The organism is Sphingobium phenoxybenzoativorans (assembly GCF_001757355.1).
Taxonomy (GTDB): domain Bacteria; phylum Pseudomonadota; class Alphaproteobacteria; order Sphingomonadales; family Sphingomonadaceae; genus Sphingobium; species Sphingobium phenoxybenzoativorans.
Map to the genome: position 1 here is coordinate 1 of NZ_MINO01000059.1, position 25,468 is coordinate 25,468.

At 63.7% G+C, this 25,468-nt stretch carries 24 protein-coding genes and 3 pseudogenes; 14 read left to right on the forward strand and 13 right to left on the reverse strand.

Annotated elements, in window-relative coordinates; all coding sequences use genetic code 11:
* The coding region (locus tag BHQ40_RS19240) for a 6TM ABC transporter family protein (protein ID WP_494338028.1) at positions 1-539 on the reverse strand (539 nt) is incomplete at its 3' end.
* Positions 540-629: 90 nt separating this feature from the next.
* Between BHQ40_RS19240 and BHQ40_RS19245 the strand changes: the two genes are divergently transcribed.
* The 10 genes and pseudogenes from BHQ40_RS19245 to BHQ40_RS19290 all read left to right on the forward strand — a co-directional run bounded on the left by BHQ40_RS19245 (position 630) and on the right by BHQ40_RS19290 (position 8,425).
* The gene (locus BHQ40_RS19245; protein ID WP_070157483.1) at positions 630-2,216 is read left to right on the forward strand and encodes a cytochrome ubiquinol oxidase subunit I; all 1,587 of its coding nucleotides are present in this window, start codon (positions 630-632) and stop codon (positions 2,214-2,216) included.
* A 12-nt stretch (positions 2,217-2,228) separates the two neighbouring features.
* Positions 2,229-3,377, forward strand: coding sequence for a cytochrome d ubiquinol oxidase subunit II (cydB, locus tag BHQ40_RS19250; protein WP_021246240.1), 1,149 nt, complete (start codon positions 2,229-2,231; stop codon positions 3,375-3,377).
* Between the two features lie 12 nt (positions 3,378-3,389).
* On the forward strand, positions 3,390-3,500 hold the full coding sequence (cydX, locus tag BHQ40_RS19255; RefSeq protein WP_021246239.1) for a cytochrome bd-I oxidase subunit CydX: 111 nt from the start codon (positions 3,390-3,392) through the stop codon (positions 3,498-3,500).
* A 12-nt stretch (positions 3,501-3,512) separates the two neighbouring features.
* Positions 3,513-4,301 (forward strand): TlpA disulfide reductase family protein, encoded by a 789-nt coding sequence (locus tag BHQ40_RS19260; RefSeq protein ID WP_021246238.1) that lies wholly within the window; start codon positions 3,513-3,515, stop codon positions 4,299-4,301.
* Positions 4,302-4,323: 22 nt separating this feature from the next.
* Positions 4,324-4,803 (forward strand): Dps family protein, encoded by a 480-nt coding sequence (locus BHQ40_RS19265; protein WP_021246237.1) that lies wholly within the window; start codon positions 4,324-4,326, stop codon positions 4,801-4,803.
* Between the two features lie 85 nt (positions 4,804-4,888).
* On the forward strand, positions 4,889-5,305 hold the full coding sequence (locus BHQ40_RS19270) for a ferritin-like domain-containing protein (RefSeq protein WP_021246236.1): 417 nt from the start codon (positions 4,889-4,891) through the stop codon (positions 5,303-5,305).
* A 173-nt stretch (positions 5,306-5,478) separates the two neighbouring features.
* A pseudogene (locus BHQ40_RS19275) lies at positions 5,479-5,823 on the forward strand (helix-turn-helix domain-containing protein); the annotation flags it as partial.
* A gap of 57 nt (positions 5,824-5,880) precedes the next feature.
* Complete coding sequence (locus BHQ40_RS19280) at positions 5,881-7,104, forward strand: IS256 family transposase (protein ID WP_070157484.1); 1,224 nt, start codon at positions 5,881-5,883, stop codon at positions 7,102-7,104.
* Positions 7,105-7,140: 36 nt separating this feature from the next.
* Positions 7,141-7,865 (forward strand): annotated as a pseudogene (locus BHQ40_RS25345) (IS630 family transposase); the annotation flags it as partial.
* A gap of 239 nt (positions 7,866-8,104) precedes the next feature.
* Positions 8,105-8,425: a hypothetical protein gene (locus BHQ40_RS19290; RefSeq protein ID WP_216094906.1), complete on the forward strand. Its 321-nt coding sequence runs from the start codon at positions 8,105-8,107 to the stop codon at positions 8,423-8,425.
* Between the two features lie 14 nt (positions 8,426-8,439).
* On the opposite strand, the gene BHQ40_RS19295 is transcribed toward BHQ40_RS19290, so the two are convergent.
* The 5 genes from BHQ40_RS19295 to BHQ40_RS19315 all read right to left on the reverse strand — a co-directional run bounded on the left by BHQ40_RS19295 (position 8,440) and on the right by BHQ40_RS19315 (position 13,967).
* Positions 8,440-8,844 carry a hypothetical protein gene (locus tag BHQ40_RS19295; RefSeq protein WP_021246230.1) on the reverse strand — a complete coding sequence of 135 codons (405 nt, stop codon included), beginning with the start codon at positions 8,842-8,844 and terminating at the stop codon, positions 8,440-8,442.
* A 172-nt stretch (positions 8,845-9,016) separates the two neighbouring features.
* On the reverse strand, positions 9,017-9,340 hold the full coding sequence (locus tag BHQ40_RS19300) for an ArsR/SmtB family transcription factor (RefSeq protein ID WP_021246229.1): 324 nt from the start codon (positions 9,338-9,340) through the stop codon (positions 9,017-9,019).
* A complete protein-coding gene (locus tag BHQ40_RS19305) occupies positions 9,337-12,543 on the reverse strand; it encodes an efflux RND transporter permease subunit (protein ID WP_070157485.1) in 3,207 nt (1,068 codons plus the stop codon). The genes BHQ40_RS19300 and BHQ40_RS19305 overlap by 4 nt, the downstream gene beginning before the upstream one ends.
* Entirely contained in the window at positions 12,540-13,589 is a 1,050-nt protein-coding gene (locus tag BHQ40_RS19310) for an efflux RND transporter periplasmic adaptor subunit (RefSeq protein WP_021246227.1), read from the reverse strand. The genes BHQ40_RS19305 and BHQ40_RS19310 overlap by 4 nt, the downstream gene beginning before the upstream one ends.
* A 39-nt stretch (positions 13,590-13,628) precedes the next feature.
* Complete coding sequence (locus BHQ40_RS19315; protein WP_021246226.1) at positions 13,629-13,967, reverse strand: rhodanese-like domain-containing protein; 339 nt, start codon at positions 13,965-13,967, stop codon at positions 13,629-13,631.
* A gap of 83 nt (positions 13,968-14,050) precedes the next feature.
* Here BHQ40_RS19315 and BHQ40_RS19320 point away from each other — a divergent pair, with 83 nt between their 5' ends.
* From BHQ40_RS19320 to BHQ40_RS19335, 4 genes are read left to right on the forward strand one after another with little or no spacing between them, the layout of a single operon-like run.
* Entirely contained in the window at positions 14,051-15,331 is a 1,281-nt protein-coding gene (locus BHQ40_RS19320; RefSeq protein ID WP_031291854.1) for an NAD(P)/FAD-dependent oxidoreductase, read from the forward strand.
* 40 nt (positions 15,332-15,371) lie between these two features.
* Positions 15,372-15,575, forward strand: coding sequence for a YgaP family membrane protein (locus BHQ40_RS19325; protein ID WP_021246224.1), 204 nt, complete (start codon positions 15,372-15,374; stop codon positions 15,573-15,575).
* The gene (locus BHQ40_RS19330; RefSeq protein WP_021246223.1) at positions 15,572-16,837 is read left to right on the forward strand and encodes a TolC family outer membrane protein; all 1,266 of its coding nucleotides are present in this window, start codon (positions 15,572-15,574) and stop codon (positions 16,835-16,837) included. Before BHQ40_RS19325 ends, BHQ40_RS19330 begins: the two co-directional genes overlap by 4 nt.
* A 17-nt stretch (positions 16,838-16,854) precedes the next feature.
* Positions 16,855-17,208 (forward strand): carboxymuconolactone decarboxylase family protein, encoded by a 354-nt coding sequence (locus BHQ40_RS19335; RefSeq protein ID WP_021246222.1) that lies wholly within the window; start codon positions 16,855-16,857, stop codon positions 17,206-17,208.
* Positions 17,209-17,332: 124 nt separating this feature from the next.
* Here BHQ40_RS19335 and BHQ40_RS19340 read toward each other — a convergent pair whose 3' ends face one another.
* The 7 genes and pseudogenes from BHQ40_RS19340 to BHQ40_RS19370 all read right to left on the reverse strand — a co-directional run.
* The gene (locus BHQ40_RS19340; RefSeq protein WP_031291853.1) at positions 17,333-18,265 is read right to left on the reverse strand and encodes a 1-phosphofructokinase family hexose kinase; all 933 of its coding nucleotides are present in this window, start codon (positions 18,263-18,265) and stop codon (positions 17,333-17,335) included.
* 246 nt (positions 18,266-18,511) lie between these two features.
* Complete coding sequence (locus BHQ40_RS19345) at positions 18,512-19,480, reverse strand: calcium/sodium antiporter (protein ID WP_021246220.1); 969 nt, start codon at positions 19,478-19,480, stop codon at positions 18,512-18,514.
* Positions 19,477-20,388, reverse strand: a complete 912-nt coding sequence (locus tag BHQ40_RS19350) for a universal stress protein (protein ID WP_021246219.1) — start codon at positions 20,386-20,388, stop codon at positions 19,477-19,479. Before BHQ40_RS19350 ends, BHQ40_RS19345 begins: the two co-directional genes overlap by 4 nt.
* Positions 20,385-23,090: an HAD-IC family P-type ATPase gene (locus BHQ40_RS19355; protein ID WP_031291852.1), complete on the reverse strand. Its 2,706-nt coding sequence runs from the start codon at positions 23,088-23,090 to the stop codon at positions 20,385-20,387. The genes BHQ40_RS19350 and BHQ40_RS19355 overlap by 4 nt, the downstream gene beginning before the upstream one ends.
* A gap of 120 nt (positions 23,091-23,210) precedes the next feature.
* Positions 23,211-23,525, reverse strand: coding sequence for a universal stress protein (locus tag BHQ40_RS27065; RefSeq protein ID WP_374411714.1), 315 nt, complete (start codon positions 23,523-23,525; stop codon positions 23,211-23,213).
* 557 nt (positions 23,526-24,082) lie between these two features.
* Entirely contained in the window at positions 24,083-25,000 is a 918-nt protein-coding gene (locus BHQ40_RS19365; RefSeq protein ID WP_021246216.1) for a ribose-phosphate diphosphokinase, read from the reverse strand.
* A pseudogene (locus BHQ40_RS19370) lies at positions 24,997-25,468 on the reverse strand (thymidine phosphorylase); the annotation flags it as partial. The pseudogene BHQ40_RS19370 and the gene BHQ40_RS19365, both read right to left, overlap by 4 nt.

Sequence of the window (25,468 nt, forward strand, 5' to 3'; positions counted from 1 at the left end):
AGGCGGCTGAGCGCGTCGAGCTGGCGCGCGGCGGCACGCGCAGCCGCCGTCCCGGCAAGCGCCATACCCAGGGCGAAGGGAACCAGCGTCGCGAGCATAATCGCGCTGGCAATCCAGCTTCCCAATGCGGCGGCAATCGCGATGATGAGCGGAGAGAGGACAGCGGCGCGGCGCAGAGGGAGGAAGCGGGAATGGAAGCCGCCCAGGTCCTCGATCCGGTCGACGGCATCGGCCACCGCCTCGCCCAACATCCGGCGATCGCCCGGCGGCGCAACAAGCACATGCGGGAAAACCCGCCGGCGCCAGTTCGTCCTGGTGCGCACTGCGGCGCCTTCACCGGCATGGACCGCACCGATCTGAAGACCGCCGCGAAGCAGGGCCGCGGCGATCAATCCGCCCACGGCAAGCAGAAGATGGCCATGGCCGCCCTGTTCCGCAGATGCCACGGCGCAGGCGAGCGCGGCCGCCATGAGGATCGCCGCGCCGCTGTCCCCGATCCAGAAAAGGACCGGCACCTGCCTATCTAATGCCTTGCTCATATACTCAATTACGAGTAACGGCTAATCATAATTTTTTCAACCGACTCAGGACACCCATGGAAGCCGGGCCGGAACGCAAGGAGTCTTGCCATGGACATGGCCGTGATCGAACTCTCCCGGCTGCAGTTCGCCCTGACCGCGCTATACCATTTCCTGTTCGTCCCCCTGACGCTCGGCCTCTCCTTCATCCTCGTCATCATGGAGAGCATCTATGTGATGACGGGCCGTGAGATCTGGCGCACCGTCACGCGCTTCTGGGGCAAGCTGTTCGGTATCAACTTCGTGCTGGGCGTTGCCACCGGCATCACCATGGAATTCCAGTTCGGCACCAACTGGTCCTACTATTCCCACTATGTCGGCGACATTTTCGGCGCGCCGCTCGCCATCGAAGGGCTGATGGCCTTTTTCCTCGAAGCGACGTTCGTCGGCCTCATGTTCTTCGGATGGGACAAGCTGTCCAGGGTCGGGCATCTGCTGACCACCTTCATGGTCGCGCTCGGGTCCAACCTCTCGGCGCTGTGGATCCTCGTCGCTAATGGCTGGATGCAGAATCCGGTGGGATCGCGCTTCAATCCCGAGACGATGCGCATGGAAGTCTCCGATTTCATGGCGGTGCTGTTCAATCCGGTGGCGCAGGCGAAGTTCGTCCATACGGTGAGCGCCGGCTATGTCTGCGCCTCGGCCTTCGTGCTCGGCGTCTCGGCCTGGTATCTCCTCAAGGGCAAATGGGTCGCGGTCGCGCGGCGCAGCTTCACCGTCGCCGCCGCCTTCGGCCTCGCATCCTCGCTGTCGGTTGTCGTGCTGGGCGACGAGAGCGGCTATGCGCTGACCGACAACCAGAAGATGAAGCTCGCCGCGCTGGAAGCCATGTGGCACACCGAACCGGCTCCGGCGGGTATCGCCGTTGTCGGCTTTCCCAGCGTCACCGACCGCGAAACCTATTTCGAGGTCAAGATTCCCTATGTGCTCGGCCTCATCTCCACGCGCAGCCTGACGGGCGAAGTCTCCGGCATCTTCGAGCTGGTCGCCAGGGCGCAGGACCGCATCGAGAACGGCATCAAAGCCTATGACGCAGTCGAAAAGCTGAAGGTCGACCAGAAGGACATGGTCGCACGCGAGGCATTCGAGCGGAGCAAGGCCGATCTTGGTTATGCCCTGCTGCTGAAACGCTTCGTCGCCGATCCGCGGCAAGCCACGCCCCAGGACATCGAGAAGGCCGCATGGTCGACCGTGCCCAATGTCCCTGTGATGTTCTGGGTGTTCCGCGCGATGGCGGGCCTCGGCTTCTTCTTCATCGCTTTCTTCGGCGCCGCCTTCTGGATGGCCTCGATCCGCAAGCTGAACTGCGACAGCCGCTTCTGCCGCACCTTCCTGCGCGCTGCGGTGTGGGTCATTCCGTTGCCGTGGATCGCCATCGAATTTGGCTGGATCCTGGCCGAGATCGGCCGCCAGCCCTGGGCGATCGACGGCGTTCTGCCGACCTTCCTTGCCGCATCGAGCCTGACCGTCGCGCAACTCTGGACGACGATCATCGGCTTCACGGTAATCTACGGCGCGCTGGCGGTCATCGAAGTACGGCTGATGCTGGCGGCGATCCGCAAGGGACCGGACCAACATCGACCCCCGGCGCCATCCTCCGAAACCCACAGCGGCTACGCGCCCATCCCTGCCGAATAAGGAGAACAGGTCATGGCACCTCCCATCGACTATGAAACGCTCCGGCTGATCTGGTGGCTGCTGATGGGCGTCCTCCTGATCGGCTTCACCCTGACCGACGGCTTCGACCTTGGCACCGCCGCGCTGCTGCCTTTTGTTGCCAGGACCGACGCCGAACGCCGCCTCGTCATCAACTCCATCGGTGCGACGTGGGAGGGGAACCAAGTCTGGTTCATCCTTGGCGGCGGCGCGATCTTCGCGGCATGGCCGTTCGTCTATGCGGTCAGCTTCTCCGGCTTCTATCTGGCCATGTTCCTCGTCCTCGCGGCGCTCATCCTGCGGCCCGTCGGCTTCAAATACCGCTCGAAGAAGCCGGACGCCGCATGGCGCGCGCGCTGGGACTGGGCGCTGTTCGTCGGCGGTTTCGTTCCGGCGCTGGTGTTCGGCGTCGCGGTCGGCAATGTGCTCACCGGTATCCCCTTCCGGCTCGATAGCGATCTGCGCTCCTTCTACGAGGGCAGCCTGCTCGGCCTGTTCCATCCCTTCTCGCTGGTCGCCGGCCTTCTCTCGGTCGCCATGATCGTGCTGCACGGCGCAAGCTGGCTCGCGATCAAGATCGAACGCGGCGCTGTGCATGACCGCGCCCGCGCCTTCGGCCAGGTCGCCGCCGTCGCCTCGATCCTGCTCTTTGCCATCGGCGGCGTGATGGTCGCGACCATGGGCTATGGTTTCCGCCTGACGCACGGCGCCGATCCGCTCGGCCCCTCTAATCCGCTGCTTTCAGGAACGGTCGCAGCGCCGGGGGCCTGGCTCGACAATTATGGCGCCCATCCCTGGATGCTGATCGCCCCCATTCTCGGTTTCGCGGGGCCGCTGCTGGCGTGGATCGGTATCCGCAAGGGCCGCGAGGTTCTGGCCTTTGGCGGCTCATCTCTCGGCGCGATCGGCATCATCGCGACCGTGGGCCTCTCGATGTTCCCGTTCATCCTGCCCAGCTCGATCGACCCGGCCTCGAGCCTGACGGTCTGGAACGCGTCGTCCAGCCATGTGACCCTGTTCATCATGCTCGCGGTGACGGTGATCTTCCTGCCAATCGTGCTGCTCTACACCGCCTGGGTCTACAAGGTCCTGTTCGGCCGCATCACGCTGCGCGACGTCGACACCAACCCCGACTTTTATTGAAGGAAGACCCGGATGTGGTATTTTAGCTGGATTCTGGGTGTCGGCCTGGCCGTCGGCTTCGGCATCCTCAACGGCATGTGGCATGAGTTTCATGCCGATCCCGATGAGGACATGGCGGCCTGATCGCGACGGATCATGATTGCTATCGGCCCTCTCGCGCTCGCGTTGGAACGGCTGTTCGCGATTCTCGGGATCATTGCCTTCATGGCGGCGGGGAACTGGATAGGCCGCCGTCGCGGCGTGGATTGCGATACGGCCGCGTGGCGGGCATTGCTCGCTGGCCTCGTTGCAGCTCGCGCGGGTTTTGTGGCGCAGAACTGGCATGCCTTCGCCATCGAACCCGCAACCATCCTCTATGTCTGGCAAGGAGGTTTCTCGCCGCTCCCCGGTCTGGTGACTGCCGCAATCGTGCTGGGCGTGTCACTACGGCGATCTCGCGCCCTAGCACCTTTGACGCTCGTCTTCGCGGGCTGCGTCGCGGTCACATCCGGCGCCACGGCAGCGGCCCTTGCCTCGGCGCAGCGACCTCTACCGCAAGGAATCGTTCTCCAGTCGCTGGACAGCGGAAAGAGCCTGCTCGACGATCGCCGGGGCAAGCCGTTCGTCGTCAATCTCTGGGCAACCTGGTGCCCGCCGTGCCAGCGTGAAATGCCGATGATGGTCGCAGAAGCGGCGCACTCGGCCGTACCGATCCTGCTTGTCAATCAGGGCGAGGATGCAGACAACGTACGTGCGTGGCTGGACAGCAAGCGCCTTGAAACGGCGCACGTCCATCTCGACCGCGACCTGCGTATAGCTGCCGCGACCGGCTCGGCCGGGCTTCCCGCGACGCTGTTCATCGACAGCAAAGGCGTGATCCGTGCGCTCCATGTCGGTGAAATCTCGCGGGCCGCCCTGCTCGCGGGACTACGCGATCTGAAGTAGAGTTTCGATCAAGGAGAAGACCATGACCAGACAAGTGAATATTGGAATCGGCGAGGAAGATCGGGTTGCGATTTGCGAAGGCCTGAGCCGCCTCCTGGCGGACACCTACACTCTCTATCTGACCTCGCACAACTTTCACTGGAACGTGACCGGGCCGATGTTCAACAGCCTCCATGCCATGTTCATGACGCAATATACCGAGTTGTGGAACGCGATCGACCCGATCGCCGAACGCATCCGCTCGCTCGGACAGCCCGCACCCGGTTCCTACGCGCAGTTCGCTAAATTGAGCTCGCTTCCCGACGCGCCGGAAGTGCCGCCGAAGGCGCTCGACATGGTCGACATCCTCGCCAAGGGGCATGAAGCGGCCGCCCGCACGGCGCGCACGCTGTTCCCTCTGGTCGAGAAGGCGAGCGACGAGCCGACCGCGGACCTGCTCACCCAACGGATCGGCGTGCATGAGCAGGCCGCATGGATGCTGCGCGCCCTGCTCGAAGAGTAAGACACGCTCAACGACTGGCCCCGGCCGCGCAATCTCTGCGAGGCCGGGGCCGTTAGCGAACTGCCGCCATTGAAAGGACGAGACCTTGGCTACGTCAAAGCTGGCAAACATCCTCCTCGATGCGCTCGAAGACGAGCGGAAGGCGGAGGCGACCTATGCCGCCGTGATCGAAAAGTTCGGCCCTGTCCGGCCCTTTTCCAACATCATCGAAGCCGAACAGCGCCACGCTGCCGCGCTTGAGCGCCAGCTTGCCCGACTGGGCATCGACGTGCCGCCCAACGCATGGACAGGAAAAGTCACAGCGCCAGCCTCACTCGCACAAGCGTGCGAAAGCGCGGTCCAGGGCGAGGTCGAAAACATCGCCCTCTATGACCGGCTGATCCCGATGATCGAAGATCCCGCAGCGCGCCAGGTGATGGAAAACCTGCAGGCCGCCTCGCGCGAGCGCCACCTCCCTGCTTTCAAGCGGTGCCTGGAGCGGGAACGCGATCGCCGTTCGTGACGACCTTCCCTTAATCCTCATCGCTCAGACGCCGGCTGCTTTCGGGATCCGCAATCTACGGTGGATCGGGCAAGGATCGTCTCATACCAACCTGCGCGGAGGCTGACTCACGGGGGATTCCCAAGGCGGTGAAAATCTGAATCTATGGGGCTGCGACTTTGGAGGGCGTGTCCATGGGATCAGCGATCGGCTTGCGGGAAGATTTTGACGGGGCAGCGCTGCGACGGTTGTCGCGCACGACGAAGAGCGCGAACCAGGCGCGGCGGCTGTTGGCTTTGGCCGAGATTTACGACGGCGGGAGCCGGAGTGTCGCGGCTCGGATCGGTGGAGTTGGGCTTCAGATCGTGCGGGACTGGGTGATCCGGTTCAATGCCCGGGGGCCCGATGGACTACTGGATGGCAAGGCGCCTGGCCCCCGTTCGCGGCTGAACGATGTGCAGCGCCAGGCACTGGTCGATGTTGTCGAGAGCGGCCCGATCCCGGCAATCCACGGGGTGGTGCGCTGGCGGCTGATCGATCGGGACTATCGAGAATTTTGTGCCTGAGGTGGTAACTTCTTGCAGAGGAGACCACGCATGAGCATCGACAAAGACCTTCTGGACCGGCTGATGGAAGGCCGTTCGCCTGGCGATCTGTTTGGCAAGAGCGGCATCCTTGCGGAGCTGACCAAAGCGCTGGCGGAACGTGCACTGAGCACGGAGATGGACGTCCATCTCAATGAAGAGCGCGCGGAGAGGGCTCCTGCGGGCGGCAACGAGCCGGCCAATCGGAGAAACGGAAGCAGCCAGAAGACGGTGACCACGGACAACGGCAAAGTTGTCCTGGACATTCCCCGGGACCGCAATGGCACATTCGACCCGATGCTGATCGCCAAGTATCAGCGCCGCTTCCCTGAGTTCGACCGTAAGATCATCAGCATGTATGCCCGGGGCATGACGACCCGGGAGATCCAGGGGCATCTTGAGGAAATCTATGGGGTCGAAGCGCCCCCAAGCCTCATTTCCGCGATCACCGAGGCGGTGATGGAAGAGGTCGCTTCCTGGCAGAACCGACCGCTGGAGCCCTGCTATCCGATCGTCTTCATGGACGCGATCCGGGTTAACATCCGCAGCGACGGGGCCGTTGCGAACAAGGCGGTCTTCGTGGCCCTTGCCGTACTGCCGGACGGCACGCGCGATGTTCTGGGGCTGTGGTTCCAGGCCAATGAAGGGGCCAAGTTCTGGGCCAAGGTGCTGAGCGATTTGCGCAACCGGGGTGTCCAGGACATCCTGATCGCGGTCGTGGACGGGCTGAAGGGCTTCCCGCAGGCCATCGAGGCAGCGTTCCCCCAGACCCGGATTCAGACCTGTATCGTCCATCTGCTGCGCCATTCCATGAACTTCGCGAGCTATAAGGACCGCAAGGCCGTCGCCGCGGCGCTCAAGGCGATCTACACGGCCGTAGACGCCGCACAGGCCGAGGCCGCCCTGACACAGTTCGAGGAAAGCAGCCTCGCCAGGCGATATCCGGCGATCACGCCAAGCTGGCGCCGGGCCTGGAACGAGGTCATCCCGTTCCTCGATTATCCGCCCGAGGTCCGCAGGCTGATCTACACCACGAATTCCATAGAGGCGCTGAACTCCAAGATCCGCCGCGCCGTCCGCACCCGCGGCCACTTCCCAAGCGATGAGGCAGCGGCGAAATTGATCTACCTGGCACTCAATGCTACATCCACCGAGTGGAAGCGCTCAGTGCGAGAGTGGCACGCTGTCAGTAGCCAATTCGCTATCATGTTCGAAGATCGCTTCCCCATAACCTGACGAAACACCTCAGGCACAAAATTCTGCACAGTCTCGATCGATCTGGCCCAGTGGCTCCATGACGAATTTGCGGTCTCGCTCGATGAGACCACCATCAGCCGCGAGTTGAAGAAGCTGGGCTACGTGAAGCTCACCGCGCGGCCTCGCCATCATGCCCAGAACGAGCATGCCATGGAGGCATTCAAAAGGGGGGCTTCGCTGCCAAGCTGGCAAAAGTCAGAGCAGCGCTCCCGAAGGGCACGCCCATAGAGATATGGTTCCAGGACGAAGCCCGCGTTGGTCAAAAGAACAAGATCACGCGGCGCTGGGCGAGACGCGGAACCCGGCCTTCGGCACCGAAAGACCAACGGACGAAATCGGCCTACATCTTCGGCGCGATCTGCCCGGAACACGGCAAGGGCGCAGGGCTCGTCCTGCCCTTCTGCAACACCGAAACCATGGGACTGCACCTTGCTGAAATATCGCTCGCCATCGCGCCGGGCGCTCACGCTCTCGTGCTGATGGATCAGGCCGGATGGCACACCACTGGCAAGCTCCAAGTCCCCGGCAACATCACAATTGTCCCGCTTCCGGCCAAATGTCCCGAACTCAACCCGGTCGAGAATATCTGGCAGTTCATGCGCGACAACTGGCTCTCAAACCGCGTCTTCACCTCCTACGACAACATCGTCGACCACTGCTGCGAGGCTTGGAACAAACTCGTCGATCAGCCTTGGCGCATCATGACCATCGGCCGCCGCAAATGGGCGCATGGGTCATGATCAATGCAGGTTGGTATCACCCATGACGTGAACGAATATATCGGGTGACTACTACGGCTGCGCAGCAGAAATCGCGAGTAGCGACGGCCGCGGGTAGGCCGCCGCGCTTGCGCGCGCACAACTATCAATAATGCAGCTCTCCGTGTTAGGTCACCACGATGAACCATAATGCCTGGCCCCAGCGTCTTCTCGCGCTTCCATTCCTGATCCTAGGCGGCTGGTGTCTGGCCACACCACAGATGGTCGAGCGGCTGACGATTAATCCCGCCTATCAGCATCTGAGCCCCACAAGTGCCCTCCTGATCGGCTGTTTCGGCGCGCAGGCCGTGCTTGGCGGGCTGTTCATTGCTTTCAGCCGATGGACGCGGCGGACCTTCGCAATCTATGGCGCAGCACTGCTGCCGTTTTTCTGGTTCAATTATTATTTTGTCTTTGTCGTCCCGGCGCTCACCCGCTGGATGGCGCTCGATTTTGGCGCCAATCTCTTCATGCTTGGAATATGCGCCTGGGGCTGGCGCACGGCACCGTCCGAGTGGGAACCGGTGCTACCGCGCCAGTGACAAGATAATGGCCCTTAATTGCTCCGCACGCGACCTTGATAAATGTAGGGTTGTCCGTGCCCCTGATCGTTGGGGTAGAACGTAAATGCGTAAAAGTCGGGCGTGCAGACAAAGCCGACATAGGAGAATCCTCCCTGTCTGTTCACATCTGCAACGATCTTAGCAACATCGTTCGCCGTAACCTTCTTGCCGTTAACGGCCAAGGCAAGGCTCCTGACACCATCGCGGGAAATCTCCGCATCAAATACCGCGCTGGCCGATCTGCACCGAAACTCTTGGGAGATTTTGACGCTATAGCTTTCCTCCCATGCCTCGCTTCCCGTCGACACGGAAATTGCGTCCTCATCCTGTGACCATGAAGGCCCAGAAGCCCCAAATGTCGCCGCCAGCGCGGCCCCGATTGCTGTCGCGATCTTCACAGCCTCTTCCCCTCAAAACTTCGCTGTCGAGACAAAGCGGCCACCAACGCCCGAAAACCACCTTCCCGCTCCCGGTGCCTGAACACTTCTCAAAATCTATGTCGAAGCGGTCTCGGCCAGTATCTCGGAACGGGCCTGCCTATCCTGCGTCATTCTCGTTGGACCGGATGTCTCAGGATTGTCCAGCGCCGGGTCCGAAGCGATCGCAGAGCATGTCGATCAACTGGCGAACGCCATCATCGGCCAGACTGTAATAGATCGTCGTCGCCTCGCGCCGAGTCTTGACCAGCCCGCCTTCACGCAGCTTGCCAAGATGTTGCGATACGCTGGACTGGGATTGCCCGCACAGTTCCACCATCGCGTTCACGGAGAACTCGCCCTGGGTCAGCCGGCACAAGATCAGCAGGCGCTGTTCATTGGCGAGCAGCTTCAGCACACTCGCCGCATGGGCGGCGTGCTGGGCGAGTTGCGCAAGGGGCGTATCAAGGGGCATCATCTGGTCGCGGGTTTCCCATCATCTCGAAGCACGATGTAAATGGCCGGAATAACCAGCACGGTCAGCAGCGTCGAGGACGCAAGGCCGAACAGCAGCGAGATCGCCAATCCCTGAAAGATCGGATCGGTCAGGATCACGGCCGCGCCAATCATCGCCGCGGCGGCCGTGAGGACGATCGGCTTGAACCGGATCGTGCCGGCTTCCAGCAGCACGTCGCGCAGCGATTTGTCCGGCGTGGCCGAATGGCGGATAAAGTCGACCAGCAGGATCGAGTTGCGCACGATGATGCCGGCAAGCGCGATGAACCCGATCATCGAGGTCGCCGTGAACGGCGCGCGGAACAGCATGTGGCCGATGACGATCCCGACCAGGGTGAGCGGCACGGGTGTCAGGATCACGAGCGGCAGACGGAAGCTTTTGAACTGCGCGACGACGATGATGTAGATGGCCAGCAGCGCGACCATGAAGGCGCCGCCCATGTCACGGAACGTAACCCAGGTGATTTCCCATTCGCCGTCCCAGAGCAGGGACGGCACGCTTTCGTCCCCGGGCTGACCATTGAGACGTATCTCCGGCTTCCGCAGGCCCTTCGCCGCCCAGTCATAGGCATCGACCGCGCGGTTCACTTCGATCATGCCGTAGATCGGCGCTTCATAGGCTCCGGCCAGTTCTGCCGTGACCATGTCGGCATAGCGGCCGTCGCGGCGGAAGATCGCGGGACTGCCCGCCGCGGTGCGGGCTTCGACCACGGCGCCGAGGTCGATAAGCTGACCGCCCGGCGTCTGTGCAACCGGCGTACTCGACAGGGCCTGCGTCCAGCTCCGGTCCTTCTGTTCCAGCGCGATGGTGATCGGGAGTGGGCTGCGGCCATCGCCGCGCGGCGCGTAGCCGACAGTCTGACTCCCCATGAGCATACCGATGCTGTCGGCGACCTGCCGCTGTGAAAGGCCGTAATAATCGAGCCGGTCGCGCTGCACGTCGAGGCGGAGCTTCGGGCGCGCCTCGCCGAAGCTGTTGTCCACGTCGACGATGAAGGGGATGGACCGGAAGATCTTTTCCAGCTCGGTCGCTGTCTTCTGGCGCGTGACTTCGTCGGGGCCATAAACCTCGGCCAGCAGGGTCGCGAGGACGGGCGGGCCTGGAGGCGTCTCGACCACCTTGATAGATGCGCCATTGGGCAAGCGCAGCGCCTTCAGCCGCTGGCGCAGGTCGAGCGCAATCTGATGGCTGGACCGGCTGCGATCCCCCTTGGGCAGCAGCGTCACCATCACATCGCCCTGCTCGGGCTGCGAGCGCAGGAAATAATGGCGGACAAGGCCGTTGAAGTTGAACGGCGCGGACGTGCCGACATAGGCCTCCATTGCCGTCGCTTCGGGCAAGCCCCGCACCACGCCGGCGATATCTTCCAGCACGCGGCCCGTACCTTCGAGCGCGGTGCCTTCGGGCATGTCGACCACGACCTGGACCTCCGACTTGTTGTCGAAGGGCAGCAGCTTCACGGTCACGGCCTTGAAGTAGAACATCGAGCAGGCAACCAGCGTCGCCACGCCCACCGCGATCAGAAAATTGCGGGCGGACTTCTTCGTATCGATCACGCGGTGCGCGACGCGGGCATAGAGCTGCCCCAGCCTGCCGCCGCTTTCATCATGGCCATGCCCCTTTTCGAGCGTCTGCCTAGCGAAACGGATCATCAGCCACGGGGCGATCACGACCGCTACGAAGAAGGAAAAGATCATCGCCGCCGAGGCGTTGACCGGAATCGGGGCCATATAGGGCCCCATCAGACCGGAAACGAACAGCATCGGCAGCAGCGCGGCGACCACGGTCAGCGTCGCCACCACAGTGGGGTTGCCGACCTCGGCCACCGCCTCGATCGCTGCCTGGGTGCGGCTGCGATCATCGTCCATCGCCCAATGCCGGGCGATATTCTCGATCATGACGATCGCGTCGTCGACGAGAATGCCTATCGAGAAGATCAGCGCGAACAGGCTGACGCGGTTGATCGTATAGCCCATGAGGTTCGAGGCGAACATGGTCAGCAGGATCGTCGTCGGAATGACCACGGCGGTCACGCCCGCCTCGCGCCAACCGATCGCGAACCCAATCAGCACGACGATGGAGACGGTCGCCAGCGCGAGGTGGAACAGCAGTTCGTTGGCCTTCTCGTTCGCCGTCTCGCCATAGTTGCGGGTGACGGCGACCGTGACGTCATCGGGGATCAGCTTGCCTTTCAGGCTCTCGACACGCTCGAGGATGGCATCGGAGACGACCACGGCATTGGCCCCGGCGCGCTTGGCGAAGGCGATGCTGACAGCGGGGGCGCTATTCCACTTGCCGTTTTCCTCCTTCGCCCAGCGCCACGCCCGCGCCTGATCCTCGCGCGGCCCCTGCGTTACGCTGGCAACGTCGCGCAGATAGACGGGAGAGCCGGAGGCAGAGCGCACGGTCAGAAGTCCGACCTCCTGCGCCGATGACAGGGTGCGGCCCGCCGTGACGCCGACCGCCTTGCCGTCCTCGCGGATATTACCCAGCGGAAAGGACCGATTGGCCTGGCTCGCGGCCTCGATCACGCTCCCCAGCGGCACGCCATACTGGCGCAGCCTGGCCGGATCGGGCGCAATGCGGATTTCCTCGGGGCGGCCACCGACGAGGAAGCTGATCCCGACATTGTCGACCTTGGCGATCTCGGTGCGCAGCTTCGCGGCGAGTTCGTAGAGGCTGGCATCGTTCCACTGCCCTGCCGCGCCGGGCTTGGGGGCAAGGGTCAGAACGACGGCCGGAACATCATTGATGCCGCGCACCGTCACCTTGGGATCGGGAATGCCGACCGGTTTCCTGTCCCAATTGGCGCGCAGCTTTTCCTCGATGCGGATCGCCGCGTCCTCGGGGTTCGATCCCACGAGGAAGCGCGCCGTCACCATCACGCCATCGTCCTGCGCCTGAGTATAGACATGCTCCACGCCATCGACGCTCTTGACGATGGTTTCGAGGGGAATGCCGACCAGCTCGGTCGCGTCGGCGGCGGAAAGGCCCGGCGCCATCACCTGGATGTCGACCATCGGCACGCTGATCTGCGGCTCTTCCTCCCGAGGGATGGAAAGAAGAGCCAGCAGACCAACGGCAATCGCCGCGAGCAGGAACAGCGGGGTCAGGGGTGAAGCGATAGTGGCCCTGGTGAGGCGACCGGAAACGCCGAGATTCATGGCCGCGGAGCCTTGGCGGGCTTACCGGGGGCGAACAGCGCGTCGCCGGCGGCCGCGCCGCTCAATATCTCGACCAGGGCGGGATCTGCCGTCGGCGCGATCTGGACCGGCACCATGCTGAGCCGCTTGCCCTTCGCGACGATCTGCACCTGATCCATACCATAGCGCGTGGTGACGAATGCGCGCGGCACGACCAGCGCCTTGCGCGTGCCGATCTCGACCGACGCGCTCACGCGGCGGCCGATAAATTGGGTGGAAAGGCCGGACAGAGTAGCATCAACGCGAACCTGGCCTCCGGTGATCGCGGGATAGACCTGCGTCACGCTGCCTTCGCGCTGCCCGGACGGCATATCCGCTTCATTGACGATCACGCGCGCACCGGGATGGACCTGTCCGGCAACCGACTCCGGCAGCATCAACCGCAGCACCGGCGGCCCCGCGGTAACCGTCGCGATCGACATGCCCGGCGCCACCGGCGATCCGGCAGGAATATCGGCGCGAAGCACCCGCCCGCTCGCCGGGGCGATCACCGCCCCCTGCCCCGCGACGCTGACGCTTGCGCCCTGCTGCGCCCGAGCGGCAGCAACCTGCGCATCGGCCGCGCGCGCGGCCGCAACGGCCTGATCCAGGCGCGCCTTGGCATAGACGCCTTGTCCATAGAGATCGCGAATGCGCGCGAGATCGGCATTGGCGCGCGCGGCTTCGGCCTGAGCGGCGGCAACCTGCGCACCATAGGCGCTTGTCTCATAACCGAGCCGCGAATCGACGATCATGCCGATCCGCTGCCCCTTGTGCACCGTGTCTCCGGCACGGACGGAAAGCGACGTGAGGATACCGGGGATGCGGGCGAGCACTTCGGCCTGGTCGCGCGTGGCGATCTCCGCGCCGACCATCTTCATGTCCGGGATTTCGGTTGCGGCGAGCCGCAGGGTTTCCCCGGCGGGTAGCGTCGCCGCCGCCTGTTCCTGCTCCGGCTTGCTCCCGCATGCCGACAGCGCCAGCGCGGCGCCCGCCAACCAGAGCCACTTGCCCCTGCCGCTCATCATGCCGCCGATACCCCTCTTTTTTGGTTCTCTTTCAGGCTCTCAATCACCAACGACCGGGAAGCCGGCGTCTTTCCACGCACCGATCCCGCCAGCAAGGTGGGTGTCGATCGCGCTCTGCGCCGCCGCGCATTGATCGAGCGCCTGGCCCGAGCGCTTTCCGCCCGCGCATTGCAGCACGACAGTCCGGCCCTTGGGATCAGGGATGTTACGAGGTGAAAAGCCCGACAGCGGCATGTTTATTGCGCCCAGTATGTGACCGGCGGCGAACTCGCCTGTCTCGCGCACGTCGATCAGGAGCGCCTTGCCGCCCTTCAGCATGGCGTCCAGCTCGGCGGGGCCGATCTCACGGTGGGCATCACGTTTCTTGAATCCGAACATGGCAGCTTCCTCAACTTTGTTATTTGCATATAACGTGTAATGATGATATTCGTCAATGCCATTGAGACATGGAAGGATCGCAGATGGGCAAGCCTTTGATCGTGGTGCTGGGCGCGGGTCTGGGAGGCACGATCGCCTCCTATGAGATCAAGGCCGCCCTCAAGGACCGCGCCGACGTGATGACGGTATCCGATAGCGACACCTACAGCTTCATCCCGTCCAATCCCTGGGTCGCCGTGCGCTGGCGCGAGCCCGAAGCCATTCAGGTCCACCTCCCTCCCGTGTTCGCCAAAAAGAAGATCGGCTTCACCTCGGTCGGCGCGAAACGGCTGCATGCCGGTGAAAAGCGGCTCGAACTCAATGACGGCTCATCCATCAATTACGATTATCTTGTAATTTCCACCGGCCCGGAACTCGCGTTCGACGAGATCGAGGGGCTGGGTCCGCATGGCGGCCATACCGTCTCCATCTGCCAGACGGCCCACGCCTCAGCCGCCGCCGATGCGTTCGATGCCTTTGCACAAAATCCCGGCCCGATCGTCGTCGGCGCGGTGCAGGGCGCGTCCTGCTACGGCCCGGCCTACGAATTCGCGATGATCCTCGACACCGAACTGCGCAAGCGCAAGATCCGCGACAAGGTGCCGATGATCTATGTGACGCCCGAACCCTATATCGGACACCTTGGGCTCGACGGCGTCGGCGATACCAAGTCGCTGCTCGAAAGCGAGCTGCGAGACCGGCATATCAAGTGGATCACCAATGCGCGCGTGACCAGTGTCGAACCCGGCGTCATGCACGTCGAGGAAGTCGGCGAGGACGGCGCGGTGAAGAAGACGCACGACCTGCCCTTCGGCTTCTCGATGATGCTCCCCGCGTTCCGGGGCGTGCCCGCGGTGAGCAATATCGAAGGGCTGACCAATCCGCGCGGCTTCATCATCGTCGACAAGCACCAGCGCAACCCGGCCTTCCCCGAGATCTTCGCGCTCGGTGTCTGTGTCGCCATCCCGCCGACCGGCCCGACGCCGGTTCCGGTGGGCGTGCCCAAGACCGGTTTCATGATCGAATCCATGGTCACGGCGATCGCCGCCAATCTCTCGCTGATTCTCGACGGCCAGGAGCCGACGGCGGAAGCGACGTGGAACGCGGTGTGTCTCGCCGATTTTGGCGACGGAGGCGTCGCCTTCGTCGCCCAGCCGCAGATCCCGCCGCGCAACGTCAACTGGTCGTCCAGCGGCAAATGGGTCCATCTGGCCAAGGTCGGCTTTGAGAAATATTTCCTGCGCAAGGTCCGCAAGGGCGAGAGCGAGCCCTTCTACGAAAAGCTCGCCATGCACGCGATGGGCATCCGCAAGCTGCGTTTCTGATGCCCCGGCTTCAGGTTTCCCAAGCGAAGGAGTGAGACTGATGACTCTCGATCGTGCCGTGATGGCGTTCGCCGGTTGTGTCGTACTGCTCGGCGTCGTCCTGTCGCTGACCGTGCATCCCTGGTGGATCGCGCTCACCGCCTTTGCCGGCCTCAATATGCTTCAGGCAAGCTTCACTGGTTTCTGCCCGGCTGCGATGGTGTTCAAGGCGTTCGGCGTCCGTCCGGGAACCGCCTTCAAATGACGCTCAGGCGGACGATCCCCCTCCCCCTGCTCGCCGGCCTGCTGGCGAGTGTCGCCATGCCCGCGCAGGCAACGACGCTTGAAGAAGCCATTGCGGCCGCCGTGAACCACGCGCCGGAAATCGAGGCGGCGGGGGCCGATGCCGATGCGGCCGACGCCCGGATCAGGGAAGCGCGCGGCCAGGGTCTGCCAACCGCGACGCTGAGCGGGACGATCGGCTATGGACGACTCGATCCGCAGGGTTTCTTCGGGCTTCCGGCGGCCAACGTCACGCCGCGCGCGGCGCAGCTCACTATCGAACAGCCCCTCTTTATGGGCGGCAGGGTCAGCGCCGGGATCGCACAGGCGAAAGCGGGCAGCGAAGCAGCCCGCGCCGGTGAAACGATGACCCGCAGCCAGATCGTCGTCGCGACGGTCCAAGCCTATGGCGACGTGCTGACCACGCACCGAATGATAGCGCTCTATGAACAGATGGTCGGCCAGATGGAGGAGATCCAGCGCCAGGCCCGGCTCCGCTTCAAGGCAGGCGAAAGCCCCAGCACCGATGTTGCGCAGGCGGCGGCGCGCCTTGCCGAAGCACAGGCAGCCCTTGAAGGCGCGCGCGGCTTTGCCATCTCGGCCGATGCGCGATTCACCAACCTCACTGGCCTTGCCCCGCAGGATCTCCAGCCCATTCCGGCAAGTCCGGTCCTGCCTGCCTCGCTCGATGAAGCGCTCGACAGCGCCCGCGGGAACAATCCCGCTCTCGCTCAGGCCGAGGCGGCACTAGATGCCGCCCAGGCCAGCGCGCGGGGTGCGCGAGCCGAACGCCTGCCCACGATCGGCGCCTTCGCCGAAGGTTCGACGGTGCGTGACCAGTTCTTTCCCGATTATCGCTCCGATGCCGCCACGGTCGGCGTGCGGGCGCGCTGGCAGATATTCGCGGGCGGGCGAGTCTCAGCCAAGATTACCGAATCCGATAGTGCGGTCAGGGCCGCCGATGCGCGTATGCGCGCCGCACGCGCCGCCGTCGATGAACAGACGATCAGCGCCTTTTCCGGGGTGCGCTCGGCCGCCCTGGTCGAAGCGGCTGCTTCCCAGCAAGCCCTTGCCGCCGGACAGGCGCGCGACAGCGTGCGCCACGAGGTTCGCGTGGGGATGAAGCCCCAGCTCGATCTGCTCGATGCCGAACGCGAGGCAACCGCCGCAGCGGTCAGCGAAGCTCGCGCGCGAAGCGATCGCATCGTCGCGGCTTACCGACTGCTTGCCCTTCTCGGACGCTGAACTTTACAGGAGACGATATGCACAAGGACTGGCCGAAAATGGCGACCGAGCTGAATGGCGCCATCAAGGAAGTGCGGCTCGGCACGCCCGAAGTGATGCAGGCCTTTTCCGCCATGGCGACTGCGGCCACCAAGGCCGGGGCGCTCGATGCCAAGACCAAGGAACTGATCGCTCTTGCCATCTCGGTCGCCATCCGCTGCGACGGCTGCGTTGCCTTCCATTCGAAGGCCGCCGTCAAGCACGGCGCCACGCGCGATGAAGTGATGGAGACGATGGGCATGGCGCTCTACATGGGCGCTGGCCCCAGCCTCATGTATGCCGCGCAGGCGGTCGAGGCCTTCGATCAGTTCTCCGATCAAGCGAAACAATAATACGCCGTGAAATCGAAACAGCCGAACACTTGACCGGCAGTGCGCCGAACCGGTCGCGAATTTCGCGACCGGGAACCACGATCATGAACTGGTCGGTGGAGTACGCTCAAGTTCAACGCAAGGTTCAGGAGGCTGCACGGACCTGCGAATAGAGCCGCCGGATGTCTTCGGGTCGCGCAAGATCGTGCCCCGGATTCATCACGGCCGCCGCGCCTGCCGCGATGCCGAAGCGGAACGCTTCTTCGATCTCCCAGCCTGAGGAGATAGCAAAGACCATCGCCGAAAGGAAACTGTCGCCCGCGCCGACCGCGCTTCTGACCTCGATGTCCACTGCGGGAAGCAGGAGTTGGCGCTCGGCCGAGGCAAGGAGAGCGCCCTCGTGCCCCATCGTCACCGCCACATATTGCGCATGACCGCCCCCGACGATCTGCATGGCCGCCCGTCCCACCGACTCCGTGTCGGGAAGATCCCGACCGGTGAACTGGCGCAACTCGCCAATGCTGGGCTTGACGAGGAAGACGCCGCCTTGCTCAAGGCCTCCGCGCAGGCCAGCGCCTGAACTGTCGAGCACGACCGGTATACTGCGTTCCGTCATCATCGCGACGACCTGGCCATAGAAATCATCCGGAATGCCGGGTGAGAGCGAACCGCTCGCGACCAGATAGTCACATTGTGCCGTCTGGAGCTGATTGAGGCACTGCCGCCATTCTGCAGGTTCGACCATCGGTCCGGACGGAACGAGGCGATATTCCTTCCCGCTTTCGCGCTCGAGCACTGCGGTGGCCACCCTGGTATGCCCCTTGATCGGGATACGGTTGCGCACCAGCTGGTGCAGGTCGAGCAGACCATCGAGCGCGTGGCCGGTTGCACCGCCCGAAAGATAGTAGCTCCGCGCGTTCCCGCCGAGCCGGACATAGACACGGGCCACGTTGATTCCCCCGCCACCCGGCGAATAGAATTCTGTCTTCGTCCGCATTTTACGGGTGTGGTAGACATGATCGACTTCATAGGCGACGTCGATCGTCGGGTTCAGGGTGAGGGTCGCGATGTTCATCATGGCCGCCATTGAGGGACCCGGATGGGCTCGGGTCTATCCGGGATTTCCCTAATCGTTACGCTATCGCGGGTCCACGAATGCGAAGGCTCCGATCGAAAGGGTGCGAAGTTCTACCGGGATCGAAAGACCCGCGTTAGCAACCTGACAGCAGCAGCCACCGCCTGCGACCCAAAATCACTGGATAATAGACGAAAGGCGGGAAAATCGCGGCGTTGTCAAACGATGCTCTCGCGCTTTCCCTATCGGTTAAATCCGATCATTGATCAAATAGCCAAGATATAGCAAGTAGGCACTCACAAACATTCCACCCTCGAACCGCGAAATTTGGCGTCCGCTGATGAATACGGGAATGCAGGCCAGCGCGACCCCCAACATGACCGGGATGTCGACCCGGATCAGTTGCGCGCTGACCTCGATCCCGTTCGACGGAAACAGGCAGGCCGCGCCGAGAATCACCAGAATATTGTAAACGCTGCTGCCGATCAGATTGCCGATCGCGATGTCGCGCTCGCCACGAATCGTCGAAATGATCGTCGTAACGAGTTCAGGAGCGGAAGTACCGATCGCAACGATCGTCAGTCCGATGAAGGCGTCCGATACGTTCCACAACCGGGCAAGCGCGACCGCACCATCCACCAGCCAGTTGGCGCCCACGACGATCACGACGAGGCCGATGGCCAGCATCGCCATTGCGGAGAAACCGTGGCGGCGGGAAAAGCGCGGCGCCGCGAATTCCCGCGCGAACTCCAGCTTCACCGTGATGCTTTCCCGCCGGGCGACGCGAATGACGGTCAGCGTGAAGGCCATTCCCATCGTGATCAAAAACAGCCCCTCAAGGCGCGAGAGCACACCGTCCCAGGCAAAGACGAGTAGCGCGGCCGACGCGATGACGATGACAGGCAGTTCCAGACGCAGCGTCTGCATCCGAATGGCAAGTGGTTGCAGCATCGCGCTGAGGCCGAGGATAAGGAGAATGTTGACTGTGTTGGTGCCGGCGATGTTGCCAACCGCGAGCGAGCCGTTTCCCTGGAGCGCCGCCTCGATCCCGACGGCGAGTTCGGGCGTGCTCGTTCCCAGCGCCACGATCGTAAGGCCGATGAGCAGCGGCGAAACGCCCAGCCGCGCGGCCAGCGCCGAGCCTCCCCTCACCAGCCACTCCGCACCAGCGATCAGGGCGGCGAGCCCCATGAGGCTGGAAACGATCGCCAGCGTCATCCGGCCGGGTTCACCTTGCGCCTGGCGGGATCGGGTACGAGGAGGACATCGCCCGGGACCGCATCAAGGATCTTGCGCGCCGTACTGCCGATCATAGCCTCATAGACGAGGCCACCGCCATGGGTTCCAACGACCGTCAGGTGACGTGCGGCATTTTCCGCACGGTCGCGAAGCAGCGCTTCGGGAACCCCGTGCTCGATCATGCGCGTGACGTTCCGGGCCGCCACATCAGACAGTCCCGCTTCGGCAAGGAACTTGTCGGCCGCGGCCTCGCCATAACCCTCGAATTGCCGTTCGATTTCCGATCGGCCGAGATAGCCCGCGAAGGGCACATCGTAGGCGTGGAAAAGGGAGATAGCCGCATCGGGAAAAAAGCGGACGGCGGTCTCCAGAGCGATCCGGGCGGGCGCGGAGAAATCTGTCGCGACCACCATGGCGCGGTAAGGCTCGAAAGCGCGGTCGCGTACGATCAGGATCGGAACGGGCGCCTTGCGGATCAGCCGGTCCACGGTATCGCCGAGCAGCATCCGGGCGAGCGGCCCATCGCGAGCCACGCCGGTGACGATCAGGCCCGCCTCGCCCTTTCCGGCGATATCGAGGACGACCGGTGCCGGCGAGCCGGTTTCGACGTGGACCGAAATGTCGATTGGCGGCGCCTCGCGAACAAGGTCGTGGTAGATGCGATGGCGCGCCGCCCGCACCGGGTCTTCGAGAGGCCGACGCCAGGACGGCAGATCGCCGAGTCGGACGGACAGCATCCCGTCTTCCGGCGGGTTCAGCGCGTGGATGACCATAAGCTCCGCCCGCCATGCCTGGGCTACCAGCAGGGCGCGATCGAAGGCACGGTCGCAACGATGGCTGAGGTCGGTCGCGAGCGCGATGCATTTAGGGAAACCGTCACGCGTCATGGCATGTCCTCCTGATTATTAAGTTCGCTAAACCAGCCCAGTCGCCGCATCACATGCTTCTCCAACTCCAGCAGCAGCATGAGAAGCATGCCGCACGCCACCAGCAACGCCCAGTCCGCGAAGCCGAGCGGCCGCGAATGGAAGATTGCGTTCATGAACGGCGCATAGGTGAAGAACGCCTGGCCGATGACGAGAACGCCGATCGCGATCAACACGGCGGGGGTACCGATCGCGCCGCGCCATGTCAGGGACGTCATGTGGAGATAGCGGACGTTGAAGAGGTAGAAGATCTCCGCGATGATGAACATGTTGACGACCATGGTGCGCGCCATCTCCAGGCTCCGGCCTTGCGCCAGAACATGGAAAAAGATTCCGAGAGTGACGGCCGCGAACAGCACAGAGACGAGAAGGACACGCCAAAGCAGGAACGGCGAAAGCAACGGCGCGCCGCGCTCCCGTGGCCGGCGCAACATCGCACCGGGTTCCGTGGGCTCGAACGCCAGCACGAGGCCGAGCGTGGCGGCGAGGACGAGGTTCACCCAGAGGATCTGCGTCGCCGTCATCGGCAGCGCGAAGCCCAGCAGGATCGCCAATACGACCGCCAGTGTTTCACCGCCGTTCGTAGGGATTTCCCAGGAAATGACCTTGCGAATGTTGTCGTAGACCGTTCGGCCTTCGCGAACGGCGCTGACGATCGAGGCAAAATTATCGTCGAGCAGCACCATGGAAGCCGCTTCTTTCGACGCTTCGGTGCCCTTGATGCCCATGGCGACCCCGACATCGGCCTGCTTGAGGGACGGCGCGTCGTTCACGCCGTCCCCCGTCATCGCGACGATCTTTCCCTGAGCCTGCAGCGCACGGACGATCCGCAATTTATGTTCCGGGCTGGTCCGGGCGAAGACCGAGACATCCACGACCGCTTGCTCCAGTTCGGTGTCCGGAAGCTTTTCCAGTTCCAGCCCGGTCAGCACGCGCGGGTCGTCGGCAAGGTCGAGTTGCCGGGCGATCGCCAGCGCCGTCGCCGCATGATCGCCAGTGATCATCTTGACGCCGATTCCGGCGGACCGGCATTCGGCGATGGCGTCCTTGACCTCCGCGCGAGGCGGATCGATGAAGCCGACAAGGCCCAGGAGGCACACGCCGGTCGAGAGATCTTCGAACAAGATCCGTTCGCTGCCGGCAGGCATTTCCTTCGCGCCGAAGGCGAGAACGCGCTCGCCCTCGCTTCCGGCGGTAGCGATGGAACTCTCCCAATAGGAACAATTGTCGGGCGCGGTCATCGCCAAGAGCGCTTCGGGCGCGCCCTTCACGAACAGCAAGCGCGTGCCGTTGGAACCCCGGTAGAGCGTCGCCATGAAGCGATGCGCGGCGTCGAAGGGAATCTCGTCGAGCCGCTCCCATTCCGCCCGCTCCTGCTCCGGATCGATGGCCGCCTTCATTGCCAGGGCGAAGAGGGCCCCCTCCATCGGATCGCCCTCGACACGCCATTCCGCACCGACCTTGCGCAGCGCGGCATCGTTGCACAGCAGCCCGCAGCGGATCAGTGGCATCGCATCGGCCATAGCCTCTGCCTGGTCCCCGGACCCGACGATCCGGATTTGACCATCGGGAACATAGCCGGATCCGCTCGCGATCATCGTATGCCGCTCGGTGATGACGCGGCGGGCCGTCATTTCGTTGCGTGTGAGCGTGCCGGTCTTGTCGGTGCATATCACCGAGGTCGCGCCGAGCGTTTCGACGGCCGGGAGCTTTCGGATGACGGCGTTGCGCCCCGCCATCCGCCGCACGCCGATCGCGAGAGTAATCGTGATGACCGCCGGCAGCCCTTCCGGCACGATCCCCACGGCGAGCGCGACCACGGCGATCAGCGCGTCGATCCAATCGTAATTCCGCGCCAGAACGGCAAAGGCGAACAGCGCAAGCCCCCCCGCGAGTACGAACCAGGTGAAGCGCCGGGCAAAACGGTCGATCTGCTTCAGCAGCGGGGTTGCCAGTTGTTCGACCGACTGGATAAGCGAACTGATCCGTCCGATCTGCGTGCGAGATCCGGTGGCAACAGCGAGCCCGCTTGCGTGCCCAGCCGCAACCATCGTGCCCGAAAAGGCCATATTACGCCGATCCGCCAAATCGGTCTGCTCGGGCAGCACCGCTTCCTGCTTTTCGGCGGCCACCGATTCGCCCGTCAGCAGCGCCTCGTCGATAAGCATTCGCCGCGCATGGAGAAGCCTGAGATCGGCGGGAACGCGATCACCGGCCTCGATCATCACGAGATCGCCGGGCACGATCTCGCGGACGGGAATCGTTTGCCTCACGCCGTCACGCACCACGCTGGCCTTGGGCGCGATCATCTGCTGGATGGCCTCAAGCGCCTGTTCAGCCTTTCCTTCCTGGATATGCCCGATCACCGCATTCACGATCACGACGGCGACGATGACCACCGCGTCGATCATGTGATCGAGCAGCGCTGCGGCCAATGCCCCGGCAAGAAGCACATAGATCAACGTGTTATGGAATTGCGCGAGGAACCTAAGGAACACATTGCGACGCGCCGACCGGGGTAGCGCGTTCGGCCCAAAGCGGGCCGATTGCCGATCCACCTCCGGAGAAGAGAGACCCGCACAACCGACGTCGAGTGCCGTGGCAACTTCGCTGGTTGACAGCATATGCCAGCGCACTTCGGAGGTTTCCATGGGTCCTGACATCAAATCTCTTTCGTACTACATTAAACCATCTCGTGTTGAGCATGCGGAGCGAAGACCGTGCGGACCGGTTTCATTCCCGGCCCGCGGTTCCGCGCTTGCGTACCGCCGATTGAATGGGCTTCAATGCGCAAACAGCAGCGGCAGCGGCGCGCCAGTGAGCAGGTCGCGCGTGACGCCGCCCAGGATCATCTCGCGCAGGCGAGAGTGGCCATAAGCGCCAAGCGCGAGCATCCCGGCGCCACGCCGGTGAGCCGCTTCGACCAGCGCCTCCGCATCCGACACGTCACCGCCCTGGATGGGAACTACGGTCGACGTAAAGCCATGCCGGGCGAGATGGTGGGCGACATCGGCTCCCGGTTCGGAACCGTGGCCCTGGGCCGTCGGCTTCGCATCGAGGATGAGTATATCGATCCTTGCCCCAGGCGCCGCGAACATGGTCGCGTCGCGCAGCGCGTGCGTCGCCTCGCGGGTCGCATTCCAGCCGATCGCCAAGTGATCGATGGCGGCCGGTTTATAGCCGGTGGGCAGGATCAGAACGGGACGCCCAGATGCGAACAGGCAACGCTCAAGCGTATCACGTCGAATTGGCGGATGGTCGTAATTGTCCGAAGGACCGAACAGGACGAGGTCGGCATAACGGGCATAGACCGCGGTCTTGGCGAAGATCACCGCCGGCTGGTCCGAAATCGTCCTCACCTCTACGTTCGTGGAGCGGGCGAGCATCGCGATCCGCTGCTGCTTCGCCTCCACCGCTTCAGTATAATCGGGAAGAAGTACATAAGGCAGTGCAACCGTCAGGGCATAGTCGCTCGCGGGGAGAGCCGACAGCACGACGATGGCAAGGCTGGCGTCGTGGAACTCGGCAAAGGCAAGCGCATCGCGCAAAAACCGCTCGTCCTTGTCTCCGGTATCGACGACGGCGAGAATGTCCTTGATAGCCATATGTCCCTCCAGCTTTGAGCTATTCCTGCTACCCAGCGCCGTGATGGGATTCATTCGGGTGTTATACGTAGCCGACCGGCGCCCCCTTCCATCTGCCGGGCCAGCGCATCGCCAAGCAGTGCGCCAAGAGTGATCGCGTTACTGGCATGCGAGATACTTTCGGTCGTAACCATGCGGCAGCCGACTTCCCTGAGCAAAGCCTCGGCACCAGCCGCGAAGAGGCCGTGAACAGCCAGGCAGATCGGCGGAGGGAAGCCCTGGTCGATGATCTCGCGCGCGGCGTTGGCAAGGGTGTGTCCCGACGAGATCACGTCATCGACGAGGATCGGCGTGCGGCCTTTCCATGCCCCCAGGTCCGAGGCCGCGATAAGGACGTCCCGATCACCGCGCCGCGATTTCGCGAAGACCGCATGGGGCGCTCCGATAAGCCTGGCGATTGCGCCCGCCCACTGCTCGCTCTCGCTGTCGGGTCCTATGATGAGCGGTGCATCGACATTGGCCCGGACCCAGTCCGCCAGAAGCGGAGATGCCGCGAGCGAAGCCGTCTCCATCGAATAGATCTCCCCCAGATCCGCGTAGCGGTGGAGATGCGGATCGACGGTCACGAGCCCATCGAACTCGGATGAAAGGAGCTGGGCGAACTGGCGGGACGTCAGCGCTTCGCCATCCTTGAACCGCCGATCCTGTCGCATATAGGCAAGATAAGGCGCCACGAGATGGACCGACCGCGCCCCGCTCTCGCGCAGCAGCCTTGCAGCAAAGAGCAGCCGCATGATCTGGTCGTCGGGCCGCGCGAGCGTGCATATGACGGCCACGGCTGATCCCGACACCCCGGAGCGGAGCCGGACATAGCTCTCCTGATCGGGAAACCGGCGAACCTCGAGCGTGCCTGTCGCCCACCCGGTATGTTCCGCGATGGATGCGGTCAGCCGTTCGTTCCCGGGCATGGAAAACAGCATCGCCGTCATGGCACGATCGCAAGCATGTCGGCATTGGCGGCGGCGTAGGTCAGCGCATAAGCCATTTCACCCTGCGACTGGGCGTGGAGGGTCAGCAAAGGCTGGCCAGCGATAACGTCGTCGCCCAGGCGAACATGAAGAAGCATGCCCGCGGCCGGCGAGTCGGGCGCGCCCGCCAGCTTCGCAAGGCGCGCTATCCGGCGATTGTCGATATGGGTGACGCGGCCGCTATGCGCCGCCAGGATCGGATGGGTGAGCCTGGCCGTGGGCGGGGTGCGCATGCCGCCCTGGGCCTGGCATATCCTTTGGAACCTGTCCCAGGCGCTGCCGTCGGCCAATGTGCGTTCGGCGCGCGCGCGTCCCTGGCCTTCTTCCGCGACCTTCCCGAGTTCGAGCACCACGCCGGCGAGCGTGCAGGCGCGGTCCCGAAGGTCCGGCGGAGCATCGGCATCGCCTGTCAGCACCGCCAGCACGTCG